Source organism: Bradyrhizobium sp. CCGUVB1N3 (genome assembly GCF_024199925.1).
Taxonomy (GTDB): Bacteria; Pseudomonadota; Alphaproteobacteria; order Rhizobiales; family Xanthobacteraceae; genus Bradyrhizobium.
This window is the reverse complement of sequence record NZ_JANADR010000001.1, coordinates 9,319,471-9,342,323: the sequence shown is the minus strand read 5'-3', so window position 1 is coordinate 9,342,323 and position 22,853 is coordinate 9,319,471. Positions and strand designations below refer to the sequence as shown.

Here is a 22,853-nt window from a genome sequence, read left to right as displayed (position 1 = left end):
CCTGTTCAAACGCGGGCGAGATGCGCCGAATCCTGCTTTCTGCGGCCAAGATCATTGTTTCCGGGGCGCTGCTCTATCTGGCGCTGCGCAAGGTGAACCCGTCCGATCTGTTCTCGCGTTTCACCGTGAGCAGCCTGTACTGGATCGCGCTCGCAATCGCGGTGACGTTCCTGCAGATCTTCGTCGGCGTGCTGCGTTGGCGCGAGATCAGCGCGCAGTGCGGCGCGCCGCTCGAGCTTGGGCGCGCCATGCGCTACAACGTGATCGGAACCTTCTTCAACCAGACCCTGCCCTCGGCGATCGGCGGAGATGCCGTCCGGCTCTGGCTCGTCGCCCGCGCTGGCGCCGGCTGGCGTGCAGCGACCTACTCGATCTTCGTCGATCGCGCGATCGGCCTGATCGCGCTCGCGATCGTCATCGTCGCCAGCCTGCCCTGGAGCTATCGCTTCATCAACGATGCCCAGGGACGCTCGGCGCTGTTGCTGCTGGACCTTGCGGCACTCGCGGCCGGTCTCGGATTCCTGGTCTTCGGTGCCTTGAACTGGCCGTGGCTGAAGCGCTGGTGGGCCACCCACCACATTCATGCCTGCGCTGTCATCGCCAACCGTGTCATCTTCAACCGTTCGCGCGGTCCGATCGTCACGATCCTGTCGCTGCTCGTTCACGTGCTCACCGTCGTGATCGCCTGGTGCGTGGTGCAATCGATCGCAGCGCCCGTCAATTTCGGCGAGACCTTCCTGCTCATTCCGCCGGTGATGCTGATAACCATGATGCCGATTTCGATCGCTGGCTGGGGCGTGCGCGAGGCGACCATGGGCCTTGCCTTCGGCTTTGCGGGCCTCGCAGCCAATGAGGGCGTCAACATCTCGCTGCTGTACGGTGCCGTGTCGTTCATCGTCGGCGCATTCGGCGGATTGGTCTGGATCTTCAGCGCGGAGAAGGCTCAGCAGGGATCGGCGCCGCTAGGGGTGCCGGAGTGAGCACGTTCGTTGCCGGACCTGCGACGGCGACGGGGATGTTTCTGCTCGCCCTTCTGCCTGCCGCCCTGGCTGCGCTGCTCTCGGCCTGCATCACCTGGCGCAGCATGCCCCTGCTGCAACGTTACGCACTGGCTCGGCCAAACACGCGCTCCTCGCATCGGATCCCGACACCGCAGGGTGCCGGCATTGCAATTATCGCTGCGACCCTGATGGTCGCCTCGCTTTGGGCCACCTGGTTGAATGCATCCATTCCGCTGGTCTTGATCGCGGCTACGGTGGTGATTGCGCTGGTCGGCTTTGCCGATGATATCAAATCCCTTCCCGTTCTGGTTCGGCTCGTGCTGCAGGCCGCCGCCGTCGGAGCCGTCGTGTTCACGACGCCCGAAACCTTGCGGATCGTGCCGGGACTTCCGCTTGCGCTCGAGCGCGGCCTCATCCTCATCGCAGGCGTGTGGTTCGTGAATCTCGTCAACTTCATGGACGGGCTCGATCTGATGACGGCCGCGGAGGTGGTCCCGATCACCGCCGCGCTGGCCCTGCTCGGATGGCTCGGCGACCTGCCGTTGCCGGCCGCGCTCGTCGCGGCGGCGCTGTGCGGCGCCATGGCCGGATTTGCGCCGTTCAACCGGCCCGTCGCAAAAGTGTTTTTGGGCGACGTCGGCAGCCTGCCGATCGGGCTCCTGCTCGGCTGGTGCCTGCTCGGGCTTGCCTGGCATCAGCAGATCGCCGCGGCGCTGCTGCTGCCGGCCTACTATCTTGCGGATTCCACCGTCACGCTGTTCCGGCGCATTGCCAGGCGCGAGCCGTTCTGGTCAGCGCATCGCTCGCATTTCTATCAGCGCGCCACCGACAACGGCTTCACGGTGTCCCGCGTGGTCGGCGAGGTGTTTGCGCTCAATCTCATGCTTGCGCTGCTTGCCCTCGTCACGATCAAGGCTACTTCGATGGCGGTCACGACGCTGGCGCTGCTCGCGGGCGCGATCGCGGTCGGCTTCGTGCTGCGCAGGTTTTCCCAGGTCCGGGCCGGCTGACGCGACGCCGGCGGCCATCAGGCGTCCTGAGCTGACAATGCCAGCCGCAGCCCCTCGTCGAGCGACACCTCCGGCCGCCAGCCGGTCGCGATCGCCTTCGATATATTGAGTTCGAGCGAGCCGATCAGGCTGTCATGGGTGTCCTGGCGGCCGACGACCCCGAGAACCGAGCCCAAGAGATCCTGCGGGACCGCAAACAGCCGTGGCCGCTTGCCCGCGGCCCTGGCCAGCCTCTCGATGAATTCGGGCGTCGAGACCTGCTCCTTGTCGGCGATCAGGAAGACCTCGAAATTGCTCGCGGAATCGGGATCGGCGAGCCGGCGCAGGATGAACGACGACAGGTTCTGCACGGCGAGGAAGGCGCGCTGATTGCGGACTGCGGCGAACGGAAGCGGCAATCCGAGACAGACCGCCCGGCTCAGCAGTGCAAAATTTCCCTTGGCACCGGCGCCATAGACCAGCGGCGGCCTGATCACCGAAATCTTCATGTCGCTGTCGCGCGCCAGCGTCTTGAGCCCTGCCTCGGCGGCCGCCTTGGAGATGCCATAGAGCGCGCGCGGTGTCAGGACATCGTCCTCGCTGAACGGCGCGCGGCCGTCATTGCTGCGACCGTGAACGAGCACGGTGCTGATGAAGATGAACTGGCGCACTCCGGCCGCGGCCGCCGATCGCGCCAGATGCAGAGTGCCGGCAACGTTGACGTTGTGATAGAGCTGAACCGCGTGCTCCTCGTGCTTGTGGTGAACGCGGGCAGCAAGGTGGACGACAGCATCGACACCGTCGAGCACGGCCTGCCAGTTGGTTTCGGGGCCGATCGATGCGATGACGACCTCGTCGTCCAGCCCCTCGGGGCCGCGCACCGCGCGACGGACCGACCATCCCTGCGCGATGAGTGCGGGCGCGACGTGGCGGCCGACAAAGCCGCTGGCGCCCGTCACCAGCACAACCGGCTTTCGCTCGCTCATCGCTGCCCCTCCAGCTCCGGATTGCGCAACAATTCGTCGATCACGCCAGCATAGGCATCCATAGCCGTGCCGCGATCGAATTTTGCGGCGGCCTTCACCGCCCGGTCCACCATGGCCTTGGCGTCAGCCCCGGCCGCCGCGCGGATCGCATCCGCCAGTTCCTCCGGCCGGCCCGGCGCCACCACCCAGCCCAGCCCGTTTTCGACCACGGTCAACGCGGCTTCCGCCTCCGGCTCCGAAACCAGCACCACGGGGCGGCCGACCGCCAGGAGATTATAGAACCGGCTCGGCACCGACACACCCGCGACGTTCTTCCGATAGGGGATGATCCAGACGTCGGCGGCGGCGAGAAACGCCTCGAGCTCGGCATCCTCGACGCGCGGCACGAAGGAGACGTTCGTCAGGTTCGATTCCGCCTGCAACTGCTTCAGCCGCTCGAAGCCGATCCCCCAGCCGGAGAGCAGGAAGTGGATGTCCGTCTCCCGCCGCAACAGGCGCGCGGCCTCGAACACAATCTCCGGATCGTGCGTGAAACCGAGATTGCCCGACAGCCCGACGATGAAGCGGGCCGGCACCGCGCGCCGGAACGGGTTGTCGGCGGCGATCGGACGCAGCGCGGGAACGAGCGTCGCCCAGTTCGGGATGAAGCGAATCTTGTTCGCGGTCATGCCGCGGTAGCGCAGCAGCGGCCCCTCGGCATCACGGCCGATGGTGATGACGGCATTGAGCGCGCGGAACATTAACGCGTTGGCGGCGCGGACCACGCGGGTCACGATCGAGCGCGGCTTGAGCAGGCCAGCCATCACCAACACGTCGGGAAACAGATCGTGCATGATCAATGCGGAGCGCGCGCCCCTCAGCCTTGCGGCCGCAGCGACCGCATAGGGCAGCATGAACGGCGCGGTCACGGTGAGCACGACATCGCCGCGCCTCAAAACCTTCGTCAACGCGAAGAAGGTGCGCAGCGCGAACAGGATCTCGGCAAGAGCGCGCCGAACCAGCGCCGCCTTTCCGGTCATCAAGTTCTTGACGGCAACGACGCGCGGCTTGCCCGGTCCGGTCTGCGAGGCCGGCAGCGCGCCAGGCGTGCCGGACAGCACAACGACCTCATGGTCCACGGCAAGGCGGCACGCGATCTCCGCCATGATCGCCGCCGTGGTGCTGGGATCCGGCGGATAATGCTGGCTCGCGACAACGATCTTGCCTTGAGACTGCATGGTCAGGCCGCAGTCGACCCGAATTCCGGAACGGCGTCCTTCAGGATGGTCCTGATTGTGGCGCGATCGTCGCGCGCGATCGCCTGCTCGAGCGCGGTGATCCATTTGCGCAAGGTCTGCATCGGCGGCTCGTTGGGCCGCGCCGCCATGATGCCGGCAATGCCGATCTCGACAGTCGGCTCCTCGGACGCGAACAGGATCTCGTTCAAGCGCTCGCCGGGTCGCATGCCGCTGAACACGATCTCGATGTCGTAGCCGGGCTGCAGGCCGGACAGGCGGATCATGCGCTCGGCGAGATCGACGATTTTGACCGGCTGACCCATGTTGAGCACGTAGACCGAGAGGTTCGAGCGCTCGGCCCCGAGCGCGTGGGTCGTAGCCGTGATCACGAGGTCGCAGGCCTCTCGAATGGTCATGAAGTAGCGGACCATGTCGGGATGGGTGACCGTGACCGGACCACCGGCCTCGATCTGGGCCTTGAATTTCGGCACCACCGAGCCGTTCGAGGCGAGCACGTTGCCGAACCGGACCGAGATCAGTCGCATCGGCGACGACTTGTCTCCGCCCTGCGAGCCCAGATCGTGATCGAGCGCCTGGCAGTACATTTCCGCAAAGCGCTTGGTCAGGCCGAGCATCGAGACCGGCTCGATCGCCTTGTCGGTCGAGATCATCACCATGGCCTCGGCGCCGGCGGCAAGGGCGGCGTCCGCCACGTTGATCGAGCCGAAGATGTTGGTCTTGACGCCTTCGCTCCAGTCGCGTTCCAGGATCGGCACGTGCTTGAGCGCGGCGGCATGGAACACGATGTCCGGCTTGAACTCGGCCATCAGCCGCATGACGCGTTCGCGGTCGCGGATGTCGGCGATCCGACCTTCGATCGTCGCCGCAGAACCCTGCGCCGCAAGCGCTTCCATGACCGCATAGAGCGCCGGCTCGGAATTCTCCAGCACCAGAAGGCGCGCCGCGCCGAAGGCGACGACACGCTCACAGATTTCGGAACCGATCGAGCCGCCGCCACCGGTGACGATCACGGACTTGTCCCTGATCAGGGTCTCCAGGCGCGCATAGTCGATCTTCTCGCTCGGCCGCAGCAGGAGGTCCTCGACCGCGACCGCCGTGAGCCGCGGCGTGTCGCCGCTTTCCAGTGACGGCAGCCGGCTGACGATCAGGCCAAGACGGCGCGCCCGCATCAGCACAGATTCGGGATGCGCCTCGGGCTCAAAGGCGGACGGCGTCATCACCACCCGCGCGATCGACTTGTTGCGCTTTGCGAAGTCGCCGATCACGTCCTCGATGTCGTCGATGCCGCCCAGCACCGGCACGTTGCGGATGAGCTGTCCGAGATCGGCGCGCGACGGCGACAGCACGCCAACCGGCCAGACCCGCGTGATCGCCCCGCTCTCGATGCCGCGCAACAGCACCTCGGCGTCCGCCGCGCGCCCGATCAGCAGCGTCGGCGAGGCATCCTCGATCCGGGCGTGGCGCCGCACGCGCGTGTAGCGGAAATAGCGATAGGCAAGCCTGAGCGCGCTGAGAAACGAGATCTCCAGGAACCAGTAGAGGATGATGGTGACCTTGCCGAGGAAGAAGGCGCCGCGGACGTTGGGGGCCAGGAAGATGTAGTCGAGCACGAGCAGCGCGACGGTGAGCACGGTCGCGACGCGGATGATGTTCAGCGCATCCGGCAGCGAAATGAAGCGCCATTTCGTCGTCGTCAGATTGAAGACGTAGAACACGACCACGCTGAAAGCGAGGAACCCTGGCAGGATCTTCAGCAGCAACGGCAGGCGGGCGAAGAACAGCTCCCCGCCCTCGAAGCGCAGATAGAAGGCGACGAACAGCGCCGCCGTGGTCGCCAGGAGGTCGTGGAGCGCGATCAGGAAATTGCGCAAGGTGAGATGCGAAAGACGCGTCATCCGCCGACCGATGAATATCCAGTTAGATGCAACCTGACCGCGCTGATAGCCCATCTCGTCGAGACACGCCAGCCGCGCGGCCGCTCAGGAACCGGCTTCCCCCATCTTCGGCTCGGCTTGTCGCGCGCGGATCACCATGCCGCCGGCAACGCCGACGCCGATGACGTACATCCAGCCCTCGTGGAAGTCGAACAGATGCGAGTTGAACAGCGACGTGAAGACGTTCTGCACCACGACCAGGAGGCCGACCCAGTTGGCAAGTCCGTCGCCGCGAAACAGCAGCAGATGCAGGAGCCAGATCGCATAGAGAACGACGATGCCGATGACGCCCCATTGCACGGCGACATTCAGCGTCTGGTTGTGCGGGTTGCCGATCACCTCGGCGGAAGCCTGGTAGTGCCCGCTTGGTGTGGCGACCTGCTCGAACAATCCGCGCGTCGAGCCGGTGCCGTGCCCCATAACCGGCGCCTCCGCGAAGAAGCCGAGGGATTTTCGCCAGAATTCGAGCCGCAGCCCGAGCGAGGTCGGCTCTCCCCTCTCCATGTAGCCGCGATAATCGCTGGCAAAGGTGTCGGCAGTCTTGCGCAGTTGCGGCGAGACCTGCCAGGCGAGAGCAGCACCAACGAGCAGAGCGGCGGAGATGATCGCAATGCTCCGCCCTTTCAGATGCAGCAGCGCGAACACCGCGAACATGATCGGCACGGTGACGAGTGCGGTGCGCGACACGACGACAAAAGCCATGTTGACGAAGAAGCTCAGCGCAAGCGTCGTCAACAGGGCGGCGAGCCAGAATCTCTTCTCACGCAAAAGCATCACGACCGGATAGGCGAGCGCGACCGCGCACAGCGTGAATTCCTGGCTCTGGTCGATGTAGTTCTTGACGAAGATGCCGCGCTCGATGTTTCCGGGCTTGATCGAGAGTGCTGGATTGAAGGCGACCAGCCAGGACATCACCGACAACAGCGCGCAGGAGGCCAGGAAGGCGATGAACACCCAGCGTCCGCGCGAGGAGCGCTCGAAATGATAGAGCAGGACCGGCAGCACCAGCAGCTTGACGGTCGGGTTCACGGCATAGAGCCGCGCGCCCCACACCGCATCGGACCACAGTGTTCCGACCAAAGCGAGCAGGAACAGCGCGATCGGCGCCGCACAGATCGGCCGCTTCAACGATTGCAGGAAATCCCTGACGTTGAGAAACGGCACCATGCAGACGAGCATGAGGGCATTGAAGATCGCGGCCAGCGAGGTCGACCACGGCAGCGAGGCCGCGGTCAGCACCGCGAACAGGTCCACGCATTCGATCCACGCGGCGGGGCTGCGCAGGCGGCGGAGCATCATCGCGCCGGTGGTTTCTCGCGCCAGCGTCGTCACGTCGTCCCTCCTCGCGCCCGGTTGACGAGCGCGGTCGTGCTGAATCCCCTGAGGATGTCGACCAGCACCACCGTTCCCCCCGCGGCTTCGACGACATCGTAACCAACCACCTGCTCGCGGGTGTAGTCGCCGCCTTTCACCAGCACGCTTGGCTTGATGTCGGTGATCAGATTGATCGGCGTATCCTCTTCGAAGATGACGACGAGGTCGACGGCTTCGAGCGCGGCCAGCACCTCGGCCCGCGCGCGCTCGTTCTGCACCGGCCGGTCCTCGCCCTTCAGCCGCTGCACCGAGGCGTCGCTGTTCAGGCCGACGACGAGGCGGTCGCAGGCGGCGCGCGCCGCGGTCAGCACCTTGACGTGGCCGGGATGCAGGATGTCGAAGCAGCCATTGGTGAAGCCGACGCGCAGGCCCTGCTTGCGCCAATCCGCAAGCTGCGCCTGGAGCGCGCCCGGTGCGAGCACGATCTTCTCTTCGGCTGCGAGATAGGCATGCGGCAATATCTTCCGCCGCAGTTCGGCCGCGCTCACGCTCGCGGTGCCCTGCTTGCCGACCGCGACCGCAGCCGCGGCGCTGGCCATGCGCAGCGACGTGTCCCAATCGGCGCCCGCCGCGAGCGTCGCGGCGAGCGCGGCAGAGACCGTGTCGCCGGCGCCCGAGACGTCGCGCACCTTCACCGGATAGGCCGGCACGTGGACGGCGTCGCCCTCGCGCGGCACCAGCGTCATGCCGTGCTCGCTTCGCGTCACCAGGATGGCCTCGCAATCGGCAAGCCGCATCACGTCCTGCGCGGCCTCGGTGATAGCATCGACGGTGTCGGCGCGGCTGCGGGTCGCCTCGGCAAATTCCTTGCGGTTGGGCGTGAGCAGGCTGGCGCCACGATAGATCGCCCAATTGGGGCTCTTGGGGTCGACGAGCACGCGCTTGCCGAGCTTTCGCGCGGCGTCGATCACGTTGCGGATCACGCGCGCGGTCAGGACGCCCTTGGCGTAATCGGAGAGCAGCACGATGTCGGCGCGGGGAAGCTGCGGCAGGATCGCCTCGATCAGCTTCAGCTCGATTTCGGGGGAGGCAGGCGCCGCCTGCTCCCAGTCGGCGCGCAGCATATGGGTGGAAAAATGCTCGGAGACGAAGCGCACCTTGCGCGTGGTCGGGCGCGAGGGATCGCTGACCAGAACGCTTTCGATGCCGGCGATCTCCGACAACGCGCCCCTGAGCCGCGCCCCCGCATCGTCCTCGCCGACGAGAGCGACGAAGATGCAGCGCGCACCGAGGGACACGACGTTGCGCGCCACGTTGCCGGCGCCGCCGATATGGGTCTCGCTGCGTTGCGCGGCGATGACGGGCGCCGGCGCTTCCGGCGAAATCCGCGACACCTCGCCATAGACGAATTCGTCGAGCATGAGGTCGCCAATGCAGAGCACCGTTCGGCCGGCGATGGCCTGCGCAAGCGTATCGAAATCGAAGACGGGCGTGTGCATGGTCCTCAACGCCTCATCGGAAACGGTCGGGCCGGTCAAGGTAACCCCTGACATAGGCCGTCACCGCATCTTCGAGGGCCGTGAAGCCGCCGTTATAGCCGGCGCGGCACAGGCGATCGACCTCGCTCTGGGTGAAATACTGGTATGAGCCCCGGATCGCCTCGGGCATGTCGACATAATCGATATTGGGCTTGGTGCCGAGCGCGGCGTAGGCCGCGACCATCATGTCCTTGAAGCTGCGCGCCTTGCCGGTTCCGACGTTGAAGAGCCCGGAGACCGAGGGCGTTGCCAGCAGCCACATGATGACCCGCACGACGTCGTCGACGTAGATGAAATCGCGCCGCTGGTCGCCGTCGGCGATGCCCTCGCGATGCGACTTGAACAATTGCACGACGCGCCCCGCTTTGATGTCGTCGAAGCGCTTCGCCAGCACGCTCATCATCGTGCCCTTGTGATACTCGTTCGGGCCGAACACGTTGAAGAATTTCAGCCCCGCCCATTGCGGCGGCAGCTTGTCGCCGCGCGCGACGCGTTCGGCGACAGCGAGATCGAACAGATGCTTGCTCCAGCCATAGAGGTTCATCGGCCGCAACGTCTTCAGCGCGGCGAGCGATGCGTCATCGCCAAAGCCTTCCTCACCGTCGCCATAGGTGGCGGCCGACGATGCGTAGATGAACGGCACGGCGTTGGCCGTGCACCAGTCCAGCAGGCGCATCGAGAGGCGGAAATTGGTCTCGATGACGAGATCGCCATCGGTCGCGGTGGTCTCGGAAATGGCCCCGAGGTGAATCACGGCGTCGAGCTTGCGCCCTTTCAGCCAGTCGATCAGCTCGGCCGGCGGCACGATGTCGGCGAGCTGCCGCTTGGCAAGGTTGCGCCATTTGCCGTCGTGGCCGAGCAGGTCGCAGACCACCACGTCGCTGCGGCCCGCATCATTGAGCGCCGCCACGACATTCGACCCGATAAAACCGGCCCCGCCGGTCACCAGCAACATTCCATCGTCCCTGCCCGATTTGCCAAATTCAGCGCCCAAGAAACTGCCCAAGAAACTGCCCAAGACCCCGCCGCAAGCCCTGCCGTAGCGCATGATCCGGCAAAGTGTAAGCGGTTTTGGGATCGGAACTGTCCCGACTTTACCTGCCTGTGCAGAGCGGCTACCGAACGGACCCTGTCGACACCGCTTGGGTCTCCATCAAAAAAATGAACAAAGATTCGCAATTTAGTGGATTTGAGGATCCGGCCGACACGCGCCCGATCCTGATCGTCCCCTATATGTGGATCGGCGATTTCGTTCGGAACCACACCGTGGTGCGGGTCCTGAAGGAGCGCTGGCCGAATCGGCCGGTCGACCTCCTGACCACCCCGCTCTGCGCCCCGCTGGTCGATTACATGCCCGGCGTCCGCCAGGGGATCGTCTGGGACCTGCCGCGCAGCCGGCTCGCGGTGGCCCGCCAATTCGGCCTCGCGAAGCTCTTGCGCGAGCGGAACTATGGCACTGCCCTGGTGCTGCCCCGGACCTGGAAGGCGGCCATCGCGCCGGCGCTGGCCGGCATCCCCGAGCGGGTCGGCTTCGTCGGCGAGTTCCGGTTCGGGCTGATCAACCGCTGGCGCTGGGGCGAGAAGCGGTTACCCCGCTTCATCGACAAGAACGCCGCGCTCGCCCGGCCCGACGGCGCGCCGCTGCCCCCGGAATGGCCGGTGCCGCAATTGCGGGTCCCGCCCGAGGAGGTCGCGCGCTGGCGCCAGGCGAACGGCCTGACCGGGGTCACCGCGGTCGCGCTGGGTCCGGGATCGGTCGGCGCCTCCAAGCGATGGACCTATTATCCGGAAGCCGCCCGCCAGTTCGTCGAAAAGGGCCTGGACGTTTGGGTGGTCGGCGGCCCCGGCGAGAAGGCCATGGCCCAGGAGATCGTCGCGGCCGGTGGGCCGCGCGTGCGCGACCTGACCGGCACCGACTTGCGCAACGGGGTGCTCGCGATGGCGGCGGCCGGCGTTGCCATTTCCAACGACTCCGGACTGATGCATATCGCGGCGGCGCTGGGCACGCCGACCATTGGCATCTTCGGCCCGACCAACCCCTACCTCTGGGCGCCGCTCAATGGCCTCGCCGCCACCGTCGTGCAGGACAAGTCGATCCTCTCCTGCCAGCCCTGCCAGAGCACGATCTGCCGGATGAACGACCACCGCTGCATGCGCGACATCGCGGCCTCCGAGGTCGTCGCGATCGCAGAGCGCGTGCTCAGCGAAAGCGCCGCGCGGGCGACGACCTGATGTCTGGAAAATAGAGCGGGCGACGCTCATATTCAGGAGAACGGAGCGGAGTATCCCATGACTGCTTTTGTCAGAGGTGCTTTAGGGGTCGCCTTGGTTGGGCTTACGTTCGGAGGCTATCCGGCCAAGTGGTGGTCGGCTGCTCTCGCTATCTCGATCTGTGTCGCCGCCGCTGCGGCTCTTCATTTTTTCGCGCCATAGCTAAGTGTCTTCCGGCCGTCGCCGAACTTGACGGCGGCCATCGTCACCGCCGCGCCGAACGACGCGGTGTCGGAGAAAGACTTCGGCGTCTCCTTCATATCCTCCCAACGAGGACACGCTTGACCGGCCGGGCAACGGACTTCTCTGCCGACGGCCGACGCGGAATGAAGAAGCTGTTCACGAGAATCGGATCGGTATCTCCGAGCGCTGTTCGCTCCTCGACGAGCAGGCTCATGACCGAGCGCATCTTCATGATCTCCTGCGCCACGAAGGCGCAGCTCTCATCCCGGTTGATCTGGTCACGCATGATGGCCTCGGCCTCGAGCATGCTCACGCGTAGCGCCCTGATAAGTCGTCGTATTTCGTTGATGCGATTGTCCATGGCCATCTCCACTCACGGATGGCAGAATAAGAACAAATCATGAACAATTTGTCAAGGACACCGAAGAACAAAGCCCGCGGCCGGTGACGGCGCGGGCTCGATCATTTCTGCGATGATGCCTGTTTACAGGTGATTTGCCCGACGCGTCAAGCTGATTTCGTAAAATCCGTAAATCATCGTCCGCAGTCAACGCGTCGCCCCAGCCGTTATCGGCTACTTTGCATGGGGTTGTTTTGGACATTTTGTTTTGAGCCCCGAAAAGCCCCGGTTCAGAGCAGCGGACGATAGACGTCCCCGATCCCAGCGGCTTCCGCATCCAGGCTGAACCGTTCGAGCACCCGTGCCCGCCCGCGTGCGCCCATGGCGAGCGCTGAGGCCGGGTCGCGCATCAGCGGCTCGAGCGCGGCGACCAGGGCGTCCGCATCTCCCGGCGGCGTCAAGACGCCGGTGACGCCGTCCTCGACAACGAGCTCGGCCGCGCCGGCGCGTGAGGCTACCAGCGCGCTGCCGGCCGCCATCGCCTCGATCAGTGTCAGGCCGAAACCCTCGTTGCGCGAGGTGAAGGCGTAGATCGTCAGGCGCTGATACCAGCGCTGCACCTCATCGATCGGCAATTCACCGGTGATGACGATGCGCGATTGCAGGCCGGCGGCTTCGATCCGCTTTTTCAGATCATTCGCGAACGGCACCTGCTCCGGCGTGATCGCACCGACCATGACGGCGGTGAAATCCGGATAGCGCGGCAACAGGCGGCACATCGCTTCCACAAAGACATCGCTGCCCTTCTGCGCACGCACGCGACCGAAGCAGCCGATCGCGTAGCGGCCGGGCAGCCCGGCTTCCGCAAACGCCGCGGCGCGATCTAAAGGTGGCGCATAGACGTCGGTGTCGACGCCATGCGGGATCACGGTCGCCTTCACTTTCAGGAACGACGCGGAGATGTCTGACGTTGCGATGATCGCGTCCATGCGCCGGATCAGCCAGCGCGTGATCCAGCTATGATGCCGCTGCGCGGCCGATGTGAACACGAGCTTCAAGGGCCAGCCGAGCGCGCGCAGGAGTACGCCCGCGATCATCTCGTTGTTGCGCCGTGCGTGCCAGATCAGCGGCGCGCGCCGGCGCCATAGTTTCAGGAAACCGGCAACGTCGAGCCGCGCGATCCCCTCCGGCGCATCCGAGCCGAACCAGGCGGCGCGAAACAGCTTTGCCAGGCGCGGCGCGACCATCCGGTTGGTCGCAGTCACGCCGGAATAGCGCCTGTGCAGATTTGGCACGATCAGTTCGAGATCGCCCGGGAAATTGGCCACGTCACGCTCCGTTTCGCAAAGTTCCTATACGCAACATTAAGCATAGTGACCAGTTCGGCCGCGCCGATACCCCCTCTTCACCACGCAACCGCTAGCATCGGTGGATGATCGGAAGACGGGTGAGATCATGACTGTGCTTGTCACCGGCGGTGCCGGCTATATCGGAAGTCACACGGTTCTGGCGCTGGCGGAAGCCGGCGAGGACGTCGTCGTGATCGACGATCTCTCCACGGGCTTTTCCGCCTACTTGCCGGAAGGCGTGCCGCTGTTCATTGGGGACGCCGGCGACGAGAACCTTCTCGAAGGCGTGATCGCCCAGCACAACATCGAGAGCATCATCCATTTCGCGGGCTCGGTCGTGGTGCCGGAATCGATGCGCGATCCGCTCGGCTACTACCGCAACAACTTCATGACCGCGCGCAACCTGCTCAATGTCGCAGTCAAGCGCGGCATCAACCGCTTCATCTTCTCGTCCACCGCCGCCGTCTACGGCAATCCCGATCAGGTGCCGGTGCCCGAGCAGGCGCCGACGCGGCCGCTCTCGCCTTACGGCTCCTCGAAGCTGATGACCGAGATCATGCTGCACGACGTCGCCTCGGCCTACGGCATGCAATATGTGACCTTGCGCTATTTCAACGTGGCCGGCGCCGATCCGCAGGCGCGCATCGGGCTTGCCACCGTCGGCGCCACGCATCTGCTCAAGATCGCGGTCGAGGCCGCGACCGGCCAGCGCGCCAAGATCGACGTGTTCGGCACCGACTATCCGACCCCGGACGGAAGCTGCATCCGCGACTTCATCCACGTTACCGACCTGTCGCAGGCGCATCGCTCAGCATTGGCTTACTTGCGCGGCGGCGGCGCCTCGACGACGCTGAACTGCGGCTATGGCCGCGGTTACTCCGTGCTCGAGACCATCGATGCCGTGCGTCGCGTGTCGGGGCGCAGCTTTGCGGTCCAGTACGCGCCGCGCCGGCCCGGCGACATCATGACCATGGTCGCCGACACCAGCCGCATTCGCAGCGTGCTGGACTGGAAGCCGCAATACGAGAACCTCGAGACGATTGCGGCTCACGCGCTGGCCTGGGAGGAACAGCTGTTCCGCGAGCGCCACGGCGAGCTCCGCCAGGCGGTCTCGGCCTAGAATCGTTAGGTTTGCAAGTCCTTAATTGGGCTTGAAAAACCCCGTCTGAGCGGGCACAGAGGCCATTCGATCCCTGACGCGCGGGCAGGTTTTGCCCCCAGCCGTCAATGGACTACGGATGGCCCAGTTTCCAAAGAAAATCACCGACGATCCCTATGCGGCAGCGATCCTGATTCGCCGCCTCGTCATGGAACAGGGGATTACCTATTGGCGGCGCTATTTGGTCGCCTTCGCGCTGATGGCAACGGCCGCCGGCGCGACCGCGGCCGCGACTTACGTTCTCGGCCAGGTCATCAACCAGGCCTATGTCGACAAGAACGTCCCGGGCATCGCGATGCTGTCCGGCGTGACGGTGATCCTCTTGTTCATCAAGGGCGTTTCGACCTACGGCCACATGGTGATCCTGACCAAGATCAGCAACGCCATCCTCGCCACCAACCAGCGGCAACTCTTCGCCAAGCTGATGCGCGAGAGCATCGGCTTCTTCTCCGAGCGGCACTCCTCGGAGTTCTTGGCGCGGCTGACCGCCGGCGCCAAATCCATCACCGACGTCCTCAACATGCTGGTCAATGCCGTCGGGCGCGACCTGATGATGCTGCTCGCCATGATCGGCGTGATGGTGTGGCAGGATCCGCTGATGTCGTTCATCGGCCTCGTCGCCGTGCCGCCGGCGATGCTGGTGCTGCGCAAGCTGGTCAAGCGCATCAAGGGCCTCGCCTACAACCAGTTCACCGGCACCGCGGACATCCTGGAGACCATGCAGGAATCGCTGCAAGGCATCCGCACGGTCAAGGCATTCACGCTGGAAGATGCGATGCAAAGCCGCATCGACGAGAACATCAGTGTCGTCGAGCGCAACGCCAACAAGATGGCGCGCGTCGCCAACCGCTCCAATCCGCTGATGGAGATGCTCGGCGGCTTCGCGGTCGCCGGCTGCCTGCTCTATGGCGGCTACAGCGTGGTCGCGCTCGGCGCCACACCCGGCCAGTTCTTCTCGTTCATGACCGCGTTCCTGATGGCGACCGAGCCGGCCAAGCGGCTGGCGCGGCTCAACATCGACCTCAACAGCCAGCTCGTCGGCGCGCGCATGCTGCTCGAAGTCGTCGACAGCCCGGCGAGCGAGCAATCCGACGACGACAAGCCGGCGCTGAAATTGTCGGACGCGCGGATCGAGCTCAACGACGTCAGCTTCGCCTATCGCGCCGGCGAGACCGTGCTCAACCGCATGAGCTTCACTGCCGAGCCCGGCAAGGTCACCGCGCTGGTCGGCCCCTCCGGCGGCGGCAAGTCGACCGTGCTGGCGCTGCTGCTGCGCTTCTACGAGGTGACGCAGGGCGACATCCTGATCGACGGCCAGTCGATCTCGTCGGTGTCGCGCAAGTCGCTGCGCGCACAGACCGCCTATGTCGGCCAGGACGTCTATCTGTTCCGCGACACCATCCGCAACAACATCGCCTTCGGCAGGTTTGGTGCCACCGAGGATGAGATCATCGATGCCGCCAGGGCGGCCTGCGCCCACGACTTCATCATGAGCTTCCCGCTCGGCTACGACACGCCGGTCGGCGAGCACGGCACGCAGCTCTCCGGCGGTCAGCGCCAGCGCATCGCGGTGGCGCGCGCACTGCTCAAGAACGCGCCGATCATCCTGCTGGACGAGGCCACCGCCGCGCTCGATTCCGAATCCGAGAAGCAGGTGCAGGAGGCGATCGAGCATCTGTGCCGGAACCGCACCACGATCGTGATCGCGCACCGCCTGCACACCATCATGCACGCGGACGCAATCCTGGTGGTCGAGGGCGGCGAGATCGTCGAGCACGGACGCCACGACGAGCTGCTGCGCCGCTCCGGCCGCTACGCCTCGTTCTTCCGTCTCCAGCATCACGACACCAGCCCCCTGGGACTGGCGCCGATCAGCGCAACCGCTTAGGAATTCTTATCACCCAAGAGCAGCGAGACCGCTTCATGAACGCCGCCTCCTACGTCATCCCGCTTCCGCCTCAGGCTTCGCTTCCCGTCGTCGGCGAATCCGGCCGCTATCCGGTCCGCCGCATCTGGTGTGTCGGCCGCAACTATCTCGAGCACATCCGCGAGATGGGCAATGACGAGCGTGCCCCGCCGTTCTTTTTCGCCAAGCACGCCGACATGCTGGTGCCCGATGGCGCCACCATCCCTTATCCGCCGCTGACCAAGGACCTGCATCACGAGGTCGAGCTGATCGTCGCGATGAAGAGCGGCGGCCTCAACATCCCCGCCGAGAAGGCGCTCGACCATGTTTACGGCTACGCCGTCGGCATCGACTTGACCCGCCGCGACCTCCAGATCGCCTCGCGCAAGAAGGAGCGTCCCTGGGAGATCGGCAAGTCGTTCGACGGTTCGGCGCCCTGCTCCGCGGTGCAGCCGGCTTCGAAGATCGGCCACCCGTCGAAGGGCAAGATCTGGCTTACTGTGAACGGCAAGGAAGCGCAGAAGGGCGACCTCACCGAGCTGATCTGGAACGTGCCGGAGATCATCTGGCAGCTCTCGCAGCAGGTAAAGCTCGCCGCCGGCGACATCATCCTGACCGGCACGCCCGCCGGCGTGTCGCAGCTCCAGCCCGGCGACAAGCTCGAATGCGGCGTCGACGGCGTCGGCTCGCTGAAGGTCTCGATCGGCCAGCCGGAGTAAAGCTGCGTCCGGCACCCGAAATGCAAAGCCCCGGAGTGCATTCCGGGGCTTTTCCATATTAAGCTGATCCCGGTGGCTCGGCCGGCAGGCCTGTGTCGAGAATGCACTCAAACGAGAGGATGTCTCGGATGTCGAACACGACCACGGAGCTCGAAGCGCTCCTCATGCAGCGCTCGCTCACGGATCCACAGCTTCAGGCCGCGGCGGAAGCAGCGCCGGACTTCCGGATCCTGCCGGATGCCACGGTGATCAAGATCGGCGGACAGAGCGTCATCGATCGTGGCCGCGCCGCGGTCTATCCGCTGGTCGAGGAGATCGTCGCGGCGCGCAAGGCCCATAAGCTCCTGATCGGGACCGGCGCAGGCACGCGCGCGCGGCATCTCTATTCGATCGCGGCGGGGCTACGCCTGCCGGCCGGCGTGCTCTCGCAGCTCGGCGCCTCCGTTGCCGATCAGAACGCCGCGATGCTGGGGCAACTTCTTGCCAAGCACGGCATTTCCGCGGTCTCTAGCGCCGGGCTCTCGTCCGTGCCGCTGTTCCTGGCCGAGGTGAACGCCGTCATCTTCAGCGGCATGCCGCCCTATAGCCTGTGGATGCGGCCCGCGGCCGAGGGCGTGATCCCTCCCTATCGCACCGACGCCGGATGCTTCCTCGTCGCCGAGCAGTTCGGCTGCAAGGCGATGATCTACGTGAAGGACGAGAACGGCCTCTACACCGCGAATCCCAAGACCGCGAAGAACGCCACCTTCATCCCAAAGATCTCGGTGGCCGAGATGAAGGCCAAGGGGTTGCAGGACTCGATCCTGGAATTTCCCGTGCTCGACCTCCTCACCTCGGCGCGCCATGTCCACCAGGTGCAGATCGTCAATGGCCTCGTTCCCGGCAACCTGACCCGCGCACTCGCGGGCGAGCATGTCGGCACCATCATCACCGCGAGCTGAAGGGACCAGCGCCATGACTGTCACCAACCAGATCAAGCACGTCGCCTCGCCGCTCGCACGTCAGACACTGCTCGACGGCGATCTCACCCGCCCCGTCGCAGGCAGCAGCCCGATCAAGCTGTTGCCCTGGGTGCAGGTGATCAAGATCGGCGGCCGCCTGATGGATCGCGGTCACGAAGTGATCCTTCCCCTCGTCGACGAGCTGCGGTCGCTGCTGTCAGAGCATCGCCTGCTGATCCTGACCGGCGCCGGCGTCCGCGCCCGCCATCTCTACAGCGTCGGCCTCGACCTCGGCCTCCCCGTCGGGTCGCTCGCGCCGCTCGCCGCAAGCGAGGCCGGCCAGAACGGCCATATCCTTGCGAGCCTGCTCGCGCCTGAGGGCGTGTCCTACATCGAGCACCCGACCATCGCGCACCAGCTCGCCATTCATCTCTCGGCAGCCCGCGCGGTCGTGGGCAGCGCGTTTCCGCCCTACCACCATCATGAATTCCCGACCTCGCGCATCCCGCTGCATCGGGCCGACACCGGCGCCTTCCTGCTCGCGGACGCTCTGGGCGCCGCCGGCCTCACGATCGTGGAGGATGTCGACGGCGTCTACACTGCGGATCCCAATGCCGCCGACGGCAAGCAGGCGCAGTTGCTGCGCGAGACCGGCGTCGCCGAGCTTGGCAAGCTCAAGGGCACGCTGCCGTTCGATCCGGCGCTCATCGAGGTCATGGCGAACGCGCGGCACATCGCGCGCGTGCAGGTCGTGAACGGCCTCGTTCCGGGCCGGCTTACGGCGGCCCTGCGCGGCCAGCACGTCGGGACGATCATTCAGACCGGTGCGCCGGCCTGAGGACTCGATCTACCAGGCCTTCACCGGTCGGTTGGCATGGCTCACCTGCGGGACACCGCGGTTGAGCGACATGTGGGAGTGGACACACAGCCAGCCATCGGCATTCCCCGAGAACACCATCGTCGCCCGGCCGGGGCGCGGGAACGGACTGCCATCGGCGTGATAGCCCGTGCTCGTCCACGGCACGATCACGGTCACCATCGTGCCGTCCGGCGAGGCCAGGATCGAGATCTGCTCGAGGACGAAGCGGAAGTCGGTTGTCTTGGGCCAGACGTTATCCCATTGCGTCACGACCCATTGATCGAGACCAGGGATGACGTCGTTGTGCGTGCCGAAGGCAAGCACATCCGGATGGAAGAGCGGCCTCGCCGAGGCGTAGTCGACCTCGCGGACATAGCCCGCGAAGGTTTCCAGCCAGTGGCGGAAGAACTGCTCTGTCTCGGCGTCGGCGGCCGGCAACGGGGCCATTGCCTACTCCCAATTCGGCGCGGACGCAGCAATCACCGCAGCGCCGACATCACGATAAGACCGAGGATCACCGCCGTCAGCGAATATTTCAGCGTGTAGTAGACGTTGCGGTTCCACTCCTTGACCTTGCGGCTCGCAAGGTGGATTTCGTAGAGCTTGCCGAACACCTTGTTGAGCACGCCGACGCTCTCACCGTCGACGTTCTGGGTCGCCGACGCCTTGACGATGTTATGGCTGACCCAGCGATTCATCGCGGTCATGAAGCCATACTTCATCGGGCGCTCGACGTCGCAGAACAGGATGATGCGGTTGACGTCGGTCGCGTTCTCGGCGCTGTGGATAAAGGTCTCGTCGAACATGAAGGCTTCGCCGTCGCGCCAGACGCATTCGACGCCGTCGACGAGAATCCGGCACTTGTTCGAGTTCGGCGTGACGAGCCCGAGGTGATAGCGCAGCGATCCGGCGAAGGGATCGCGGTGCGCGCCCAGCTTGCCGCCGGGCGGCAGCATCGCAAACATCGCGCCGTGCACCGACGGAATCGAGTTCAAGAGCTCCACCGTCTTCGGGCACAGCGTGCGCGCCGAGGGCAGGAAGTCGTCGTACCATTTCAGGTAAAAGCGCTTCCAGCCGCTCTTGAAGAACGAATAGAAGCCCCAGTCATTGTTCTTCGCCGCGGCGCGGATGAAGCCTTCATCGAACAGGCGCACCGCCTCGTCGCGGATCGTCTCCCAATTCTCGCTGAGCGGCTTCAGCTCCGGAAACTGATCAACCGAGATCACCGGCTTGTTCGGCACGGCCGAGCCGGCATACATCAGCACGTTGTAGGGTGCGAGATAGGTCGAATGATCGCCAAGCTGGCGCGCAAAGCGCAGCCGCTGCTTGCCACGGAAGTGGACGTAAATCGTTGATGCCGCAAGCACATAGAGGATGACAAGTTGCGGCGCAAAGAGCTGTTTCAGCATTTCCCCGATCCCCAAGCGACCCAGCTGCGTCTCGTGTAGCCCGGCCCGCCGCTAGCGGCAAGGCGCCGCAGACGGGTTCCGTCGTTCTCGACACAGTTGAGACAGCTGGGGATGCGATCAGGCCCGCGCGAGCGCCTGCAGCCCCTTGAAGGTCAGACGCTTGGGGTCCCTGACGCCTTCGAGATAGAGCCGGCGGATGAAGGTGGTGACGGCGTCGCGGTCACAATCAGTCAGCGCGACGACGGCGTCGACCGCGATCTTCTGGGCTTCCATTGGGCGTCCCTCGATTCACGAGCACCCCGGCCGAGACAGCCTAGGACTCGCCGGTTAATCCGGCGTTAACCGTTTGGGCAGCATGGCCGATTCATCTCCGGCCTCGAATACGCAAAACAACGCATGGCGCGGCCGGCGCCGTCAGCTCGCGGTGATATCGAGGACGGCCTGGGCAAAGGCCTGCGGGGCTTCCTGCGGCAGATTGTGTCCGATGCCGCCGGTGATCGTCCGGTGCTCGTATCTGCCGGAAAACATCTTCGCGTAGGCCGAGGGCTCCGGGTGCGGTGCCCCATTGGCATCGCCCTCCATGGTGATTGTAGGCACGGTGATCACCGGCAGGCCCGCCAGCCGCTGCTCGAGCTCGGCATACTTTGCTTCGCCCTCGGCCAGCCCGAGCCGCCAGCGATAATTATGGATCGCGATGTCGACATGATCGGGATTGTCGAGCGAGGCCGCGCTGCGGTCGTAGGTGACATCGTTGAAATGCCACTGGGGCGAGGCGAGCTTCCAGATCAGCTTGGCGAAGTCATGCCGGTTCTTGGCATAGCCTTCGCGGCCGCGCTCGGTGGCGAAATAGAACTGATACCACCATTGCAGCTCGGCAACCGGCGGCAGCGGCATCTTGCCTGCTGCCTGACTCGAAATCAGGTAGCCGCTCACCGACACCATCGCCTTGACGCGCTCCGGCCAGAGCGCCGCAATGATGTTGGCGGTCCGTGCGCCCCAATCATAGCCGGCGAGCGTCGCCTGCTTGATGCCAAGCGCATCCATCAGCGCGACGATGTCGGCAGCGAGCGCTGCGGGCTCGCCGTTGCGCATCGTCTCGCCGGAGAGGAAGCGTGTCGTGCCATAGCCGCGCAGATGCGGAACGATGACACGATAACCCGACTTCGCCAACGCAGGCGCGACATCGACGAAACTGTGGATGTCATAGGGCCAGCCGTGCAGCAGGATCACCACGGAACCATCGGCCGGACCGGCCTCGGCGTAACCGACGTTGAGGACGCCGGCATCGATCTGCTTGATCGCGGCGAAGGACGTGTTCGTACCCGGCTTGATCGCGGGCAAGGTCGAGGGGCTCGCGGACTGCGCGGCCGCGACGCCGCCGAAAACGAATGGTGCGGCGACGCCAATCGCGGCGGTGGCCAGGAAACGACGACGATCTCTGTTTATCTCTTTTGACATCTTCATCTCCTGCATTTGGAAGGCGCGCAATGCGACAGAGCGGCCGCTGTATCGCGACGGATGTAGGCGCAAGCGAGACGGCGGCGAATGGCCGGTCTGCGATAAGCACTCTTTCGCGCGGCGAACGAGTCACAATTCAGCGAGTGTCGATAGCCTTCTTGAGGACCGCGAACTGCTTCTTCAACCGCGGCACGGCAAAATCCGTGAAGGCTCGCACTTTCGGCACCGACAGCCGGCCCTGCGGCGAAATCAGGTGCACGGGCATTTCGGGATCCTCGTCGCCGGCAAGCACCACGTCGAGCTCGCCGCGCCGTACCTGCTCGGCGACTTGATAGGAATACATCCGCGCGACGCCACGCCCGGCGACGGCGGAAGCGACCGCGGCATAGGTGCTGTTGATCACGAGCCGCGGCGCGAACTGAACTGTTCGCGGCACCATGGAGCCGGGCTCCGGCGCAAACGTCCAGGAATTCGGCAGGTGGGCCATGGCGACGATCTGATGCTTGGCGAGATCGCCGGGCTCCACGATGCGTGGATGCTGGTTGAGATATCGCGGAGCAGCCACCACGACACGGCGGACGTCGCCGAGCTTCATCGCCACCATCGCGGAGTCCGAGAGAGGACCGATGCGGAGCGCCACGTCGATGCCCTCCTCTATCAAATTGACCGCCCGGTCGAACAGCAACAGTTTTGCCGACACCGTCGGGTAGGCATCCAGGAAAGTGTCGAGGATCGGCCGCAGCACCATCTCGCCGGAGACCACCGGCGCAGTGATTGCAAGCGTGCCGCGCGGCGCGGCACGCGGGCCCGCCGCGATATCGTCGGCCTCCTCCAGCTCGGTCAGTACGCGGCGACAGATCGCCACGTAACGCTCGCCCTCCTCGCTGAGCTTGATCGACCGCGTCGTGCGGTGCAGGAGCTCGGTGCCGACCCGCTCCTCCAAAAAGGCGATGGCACGGCTCACTGCGGCCGGCGAGCGGCCGAGCTTGCGGCCAGCAGCAGCAAGGCTGCCTTCGTCCACCGCAAGGACGAACACCTTCATCGCGTCGAGACGATCCATGCGCCTTCCGTCGCCCCAGCAAAGTCCGAACCGCAAGCTAGGCGCTCACGCGCGGCACGACAACCGCCGCAAGGGCCGATCCGCCATTCGACCGCGCCGCGAAAGAGTGTCTGCCGGACAGCGCGTATTCGCAACCAAGCCGCCGCGGCGTACCTCAGCGTGCAAGCCAGTCCCGCTCCGCAGGCGACCGGCATCCGTT

At 65.2% G+C, this 22,853-nt stretch carries 21 protein-coding genes; 8 read left to right on the top strand and 13 right to left on the bottom strand.

The window, feature by feature from the left end:
- Window positions 1-20 precede the first annotated feature (20 nt).
- Window positions 21-980, top strand: a complete 960-nt coding sequence (locus tag NLM33_RS44075) for a lysylphosphatidylglycerol synthase transmembrane domain-containing protein (protein ID WP_254104830.1) — start codon at window positions 21-23, stop codon at window positions 978-980.
- A gap of 35 nt (window positions 981-1,015) precedes the next feature.
- Complete coding sequence (locus NLM33_RS44070) at window positions 1,016-2,011, top strand: glycosyltransferase family 4 protein (protein ID WP_254106159.1); 996 nt, start codon at window positions 1,016-1,018, stop codon at window positions 2,009-2,011.
- A 17-nt stretch (window positions 2,012-2,028) separates the two neighbouring features.
- On the opposite strand, the gene NLM33_RS44065 is transcribed toward NLM33_RS44070, so the two are convergent.
- From NLM33_RS44065 to rfaD, 6 genes are all read right to left on the bottom strand, one after another.
- Entirely contained in the window at window positions 2,029-2,976 is a 948-nt protein-coding gene (locus NLM33_RS44065; protein WP_254104827.1) for an NAD-dependent epimerase/dehydratase family protein, read from the bottom strand.
- On the bottom strand, window positions 2,973-4,193 hold the full coding sequence (locus tag NLM33_RS44060) for a glycosyltransferase family 4 protein (RefSeq protein WP_254104824.1): 1,221 nt from the start codon (window positions 4,191-4,193) through the stop codon (window positions 2,973-2,975). The genes NLM33_RS44065 and NLM33_RS44060 overlap by 4 nt, the downstream gene beginning before the upstream one ends.
- A gap of 2 nt (window positions 4,194-4,195) precedes the next feature.
- Window positions 4,196-6,109: an SDR family NAD(P)-dependent oxidoreductase gene (locus NLM33_RS44055; protein ID WP_254104821.1), complete on the bottom strand. Its 1,914-nt coding sequence runs from the start codon at window positions 6,107-6,109 to the stop codon at window positions 4,196-4,198.
- 84 nt (window positions 6,110-6,193) lie between these two features.
- The gene (locus NLM33_RS44050; RefSeq protein WP_254104818.1) at window positions 6,194-7,480 is read right to left on the bottom strand and encodes an O-antigen ligase; all 1,287 of its coding nucleotides are present in this window, start codon (window positions 7,478-7,480) and stop codon (window positions 6,194-6,196) included.
- Complete coding sequence (rfaE1, locus tag NLM33_RS44045) at window positions 7,477-8,961, bottom strand: D-glycero-beta-D-manno-heptose-7-phosphate kinase (protein ID WP_254104815.1); 1,485 nt, start codon at window positions 8,959-8,961, stop codon at window positions 7,477-7,479. Before rfaE1 ends, NLM33_RS44050 begins: the two co-directional genes overlap by 4 nt.
- A gap of 13 nt (window positions 8,962-8,974) precedes the next feature.
- Entirely contained in the window at window positions 8,975-9,955 is a 981-nt protein-coding gene (gene rfaD / locus NLM33_RS44040) for an ADP-glyceromanno-heptose 6-epimerase (protein WP_254104812.1), read from the bottom strand.
- Window positions 9,956-10,161: 206 nt separating this feature from the next.
- Between rfaD and waaF the strand changes: the two genes are divergently transcribed.
- Window positions 10,162-11,232: a lipopolysaccharide heptosyltransferase II gene (waaF, locus tag NLM33_RS44035; protein WP_254104808.1), complete on the top strand. Its 1,071-nt coding sequence runs from the start codon at window positions 10,162-10,164 to the stop codon at window positions 11,230-11,232.
- A gap of 295 nt (window positions 11,233-11,527) precedes the next feature.
- Here waaF and NLM33_RS44030 read toward each other — a convergent pair whose 3' ends face one another.
- Window positions 11,528-11,815 carry a hypothetical protein gene (locus tag NLM33_RS44030; protein ID WP_254104804.1) on the bottom strand — a complete coding sequence of 96 codons (288 nt, stop codon included), beginning with the start codon at window positions 11,813-11,815 and terminating at the stop codon, window positions 11,528-11,530.
- A gap of 269 nt (window positions 11,816-12,084) precedes the next feature.
- The gene (locus tag NLM33_RS44025; RefSeq protein ID WP_254104788.1) at window positions 12,085-13,122 is read right to left on the bottom strand and encodes a glycosyltransferase family 4 protein; all 1,038 of its coding nucleotides are present in this window, start codon (window positions 13,120-13,122) and stop codon (window positions 12,085-12,087) included.
- Window positions 13,123-13,249: 127 nt separating this feature from the next.
- On the opposite strand from NLM33_RS44025, the gene galE reads away from it, so the two are divergent.
- From galE to NLM33_RS44000, 5 genes are all read left to right on the top strand, one after another.
- Window positions 13,250-14,263 (top strand): UDP-glucose 4-epimerase GalE, encoded by a 1,014-nt coding sequence (gene galE / locus NLM33_RS44020; RefSeq protein WP_254104785.1) that lies wholly within the window; start codon window positions 13,250-13,252, stop codon window positions 14,261-14,263.
- Between the two features lie 118 nt (window positions 14,264-14,381).
- On the top strand, window positions 14,382-16,190 hold the full coding sequence (locus tag NLM33_RS44015; RefSeq protein WP_254104782.1) for an ABC transporter ATP-binding protein: 1,809 nt from the start codon (window positions 14,382-14,384) through the stop codon (window positions 16,188-16,190).
- Window positions 16,191-16,225: 35 nt separating this feature from the next.
- Complete coding sequence (locus NLM33_RS44010) at window positions 16,226-16,927, top strand: fumarylacetoacetate hydrolase family protein (RefSeq protein ID WP_254104778.1); 702 nt, start codon at window positions 16,226-16,228, stop codon at window positions 16,925-16,927.
- Window positions 16,928-17,055: 128 nt separating this feature from the next.
- Window positions 17,056-17,868, top strand: coding sequence for a uridine kinase (locus NLM33_RS44005; RefSeq protein ID WP_254104775.1), 813 nt, complete (start codon window positions 17,056-17,058; stop codon window positions 17,866-17,868).
- A gap of 13 nt (window positions 17,869-17,881) precedes the next feature.
- The gene (locus NLM33_RS44000; RefSeq protein WP_254104772.1) at window positions 17,882-18,706 is read left to right on the top strand and encodes a molybdenum storage protein subunit alpha; all 825 of its coding nucleotides are present in this window, start codon (window positions 17,882-17,884) and stop codon (window positions 18,704-18,706) included.
- 9 nt (window positions 18,707-18,715) lie between these two features.
- Here the strand turns inward: NLM33_RS44000 and NLM33_RS43995 are convergent, their stop codons facing one another.
- The 5 genes from NLM33_RS43995 to NLM33_RS43975 all read right to left on the bottom strand — a co-directional run bounded on the left by NLM33_RS43995 (window position 18,716) and on the right by NLM33_RS43975 (window position 22,654).
- Window positions 18,716-19,174: a nuclear transport factor 2 family protein gene (locus NLM33_RS43995; protein WP_254104769.1), complete on the bottom strand. Its 459-nt coding sequence runs from the start codon at window positions 19,172-19,174 to the stop codon at window positions 18,716-18,718.
- Window positions 19,175-19,206: 32 nt separating this feature from the next.
- The gene (locus NLM33_RS43990; RefSeq protein ID WP_254104767.1) at window positions 19,207-20,136 is read right to left on the bottom strand and encodes an aspartyl/asparaginyl beta-hydroxylase domain-containing protein; all 930 of its coding nucleotides are present in this window, start codon (window positions 20,134-20,136) and stop codon (window positions 19,207-19,209) included.
- Window positions 20,137-20,253: 117 nt separating this feature from the next.
- Window positions 20,254-20,409: a hypothetical protein gene (locus NLM33_RS43985; protein ID WP_254104764.1), complete on the bottom strand. Its 156-nt coding sequence runs from the start codon at window positions 20,407-20,409 to the stop codon at window positions 20,254-20,256.
- Window positions 20,410-20,550: 141 nt separating this feature from the next.
- Complete coding sequence (locus tag NLM33_RS43980) at window positions 20,551-21,594, bottom strand: alpha/beta fold hydrolase (protein WP_254104762.1); 1,044 nt, start codon at window positions 21,592-21,594, stop codon at window positions 20,551-20,553.
- Between the two features lie 136 nt (window positions 21,595-21,730).
- Window positions 21,731-22,654 carry a LysR family transcriptional regulator gene (locus NLM33_RS43975; RefSeq protein WP_254104751.1) on the bottom strand — a complete coding sequence of 308 codons (924 nt, stop codon included), beginning with the start codon at window positions 22,652-22,654 and terminating at the stop codon, window positions 21,731-21,733.
- Window positions 22,655-22,853: the final 199 nt, after the last annotated feature.

Excerpts from the sequence above, each read along its gene's own strand:
- NLM33_RS44075 (WP_254104830.1), top strand. The coding sequence starts at position 21 with ATGCGCCGAATCCTGCTTTCTGCGGCCAAGATCATTGTTTCCGGGGCG.
- NLM33_RS44070 (WP_254106159.1), top strand. The coding sequence starts at position 1,016 with ATGTTTCTGCTCGCCCTTCTGCCTGCCGCCCTGGCTGCGCTGCTCTCG.
- NLM33_RS44065 (WP_254104827.1), bottom strand. The coding sequence starts at position 2,976 with ATGAGCGAGCGAAAGCCGGTTGTGCTGGTGACGGGCGCCAGCGGCTTT.
- NLM33_RS44060 (WP_254104824.1), bottom strand. The coding sequence starts at position 4,193 with ATGCAGTCTCAAGGCAAGATCGTTGTCGCGAGCCAGCATTATCCGCCG.
- NLM33_RS44055 (WP_254104821.1), bottom strand. The coding sequence starts at position 6,109 with ATGACGCGTCTTTCGCATCTCACCTTGCGCAATTTCCTGATCGCGCTC.
- rfaE1 (WP_254104815.1), bottom strand. The coding sequence starts at position 8,961 with ATGCACACGCCCGTCTTCGATTTCGATACGCTTGCGCAGGCCATCGCC.
- rfaD (WP_254104812.1), bottom strand. The coding sequence starts at position 9,955 with ATGTTGCTGGTGACCGGCGGGGCCGGTTTTATCGGGTCGAATGTCGTG.
- waaF (WP_254104808.1), top strand. The coding sequence starts at position 10,162 with ATGAACAAAGATTCGCAATTTAGTGGATTTGAGGATCCGGCCGACACG.
- NLM33_RS44030 (WP_254104804.1), bottom strand. The coding sequence starts at position 11,815 with ATGGACAATCGCATCAACGAAATACGACGACTTATCAGGGCGCTACGC.
- galE (WP_254104785.1), top strand. The coding sequence starts at position 13,250 with ATGACTGTGCTTGTCACCGGCGGTGCCGGCTATATCGGAAGTCACACG.
- NLM33_RS44015 (WP_254104782.1), top strand. The coding sequence starts at position 14,382 with ATGGCCCAGTTTCCAAAGAAAATCACCGACGATCCCTATGCGGCAGCG.
- NLM33_RS44010 (WP_254104778.1), top strand. The coding sequence starts at position 16,226 with ATGAACGCCGCCTCCTACGTCATCCCGCTTCCGCCTCAGGCTTCGCTT.
- NLM33_RS44005 (WP_254104775.1), top strand. The coding sequence starts at position 17,056 with ATGTCGAACACGACCACGGAGCTCGAAGCGCTCCTCATGCAGCGCTCG.
- NLM33_RS44000 (WP_254104772.1), top strand. The coding sequence starts at position 17,882 with ATGACTGTCACCAACCAGATCAAGCACGTCGCCTCGCCGCTCGCACGT.
- NLM33_RS43995 (WP_254104769.1), bottom strand. The coding sequence starts at position 19,174 with ATGGCCCCGTTGCCGGCCGCCGACGCCGAGACAGAGCAGTTCTTCCGC.
- NLM33_RS43990 (WP_254104767.1), bottom strand. The coding sequence starts at position 20,136 with ATGCTGAAACAGCTCTTTGCGCCGCAACTTGTCATCCTCTATGTGCTT.
- NLM33_RS43985 (WP_254104764.1), bottom strand. The coding sequence starts at position 20,409 with ATGGAAGCCCAGAAGATCGCGGTCGACGCCGTCGTCGCGCTGACTGAT.
- NLM33_RS43980 (WP_254104762.1), bottom strand. The coding sequence starts at position 21,594 with ATGTCAAAAGAGATAAACAGAGATCGTCGTCGTTTCCTGGCCACCGCC.
- NLM33_RS43975 (WP_254104751.1), bottom strand. The coding sequence starts at position 22,654 with ATGGATCGTCTCGACGCGATGAAGGTGTTCGTCCTTGCGGTGGACGAA.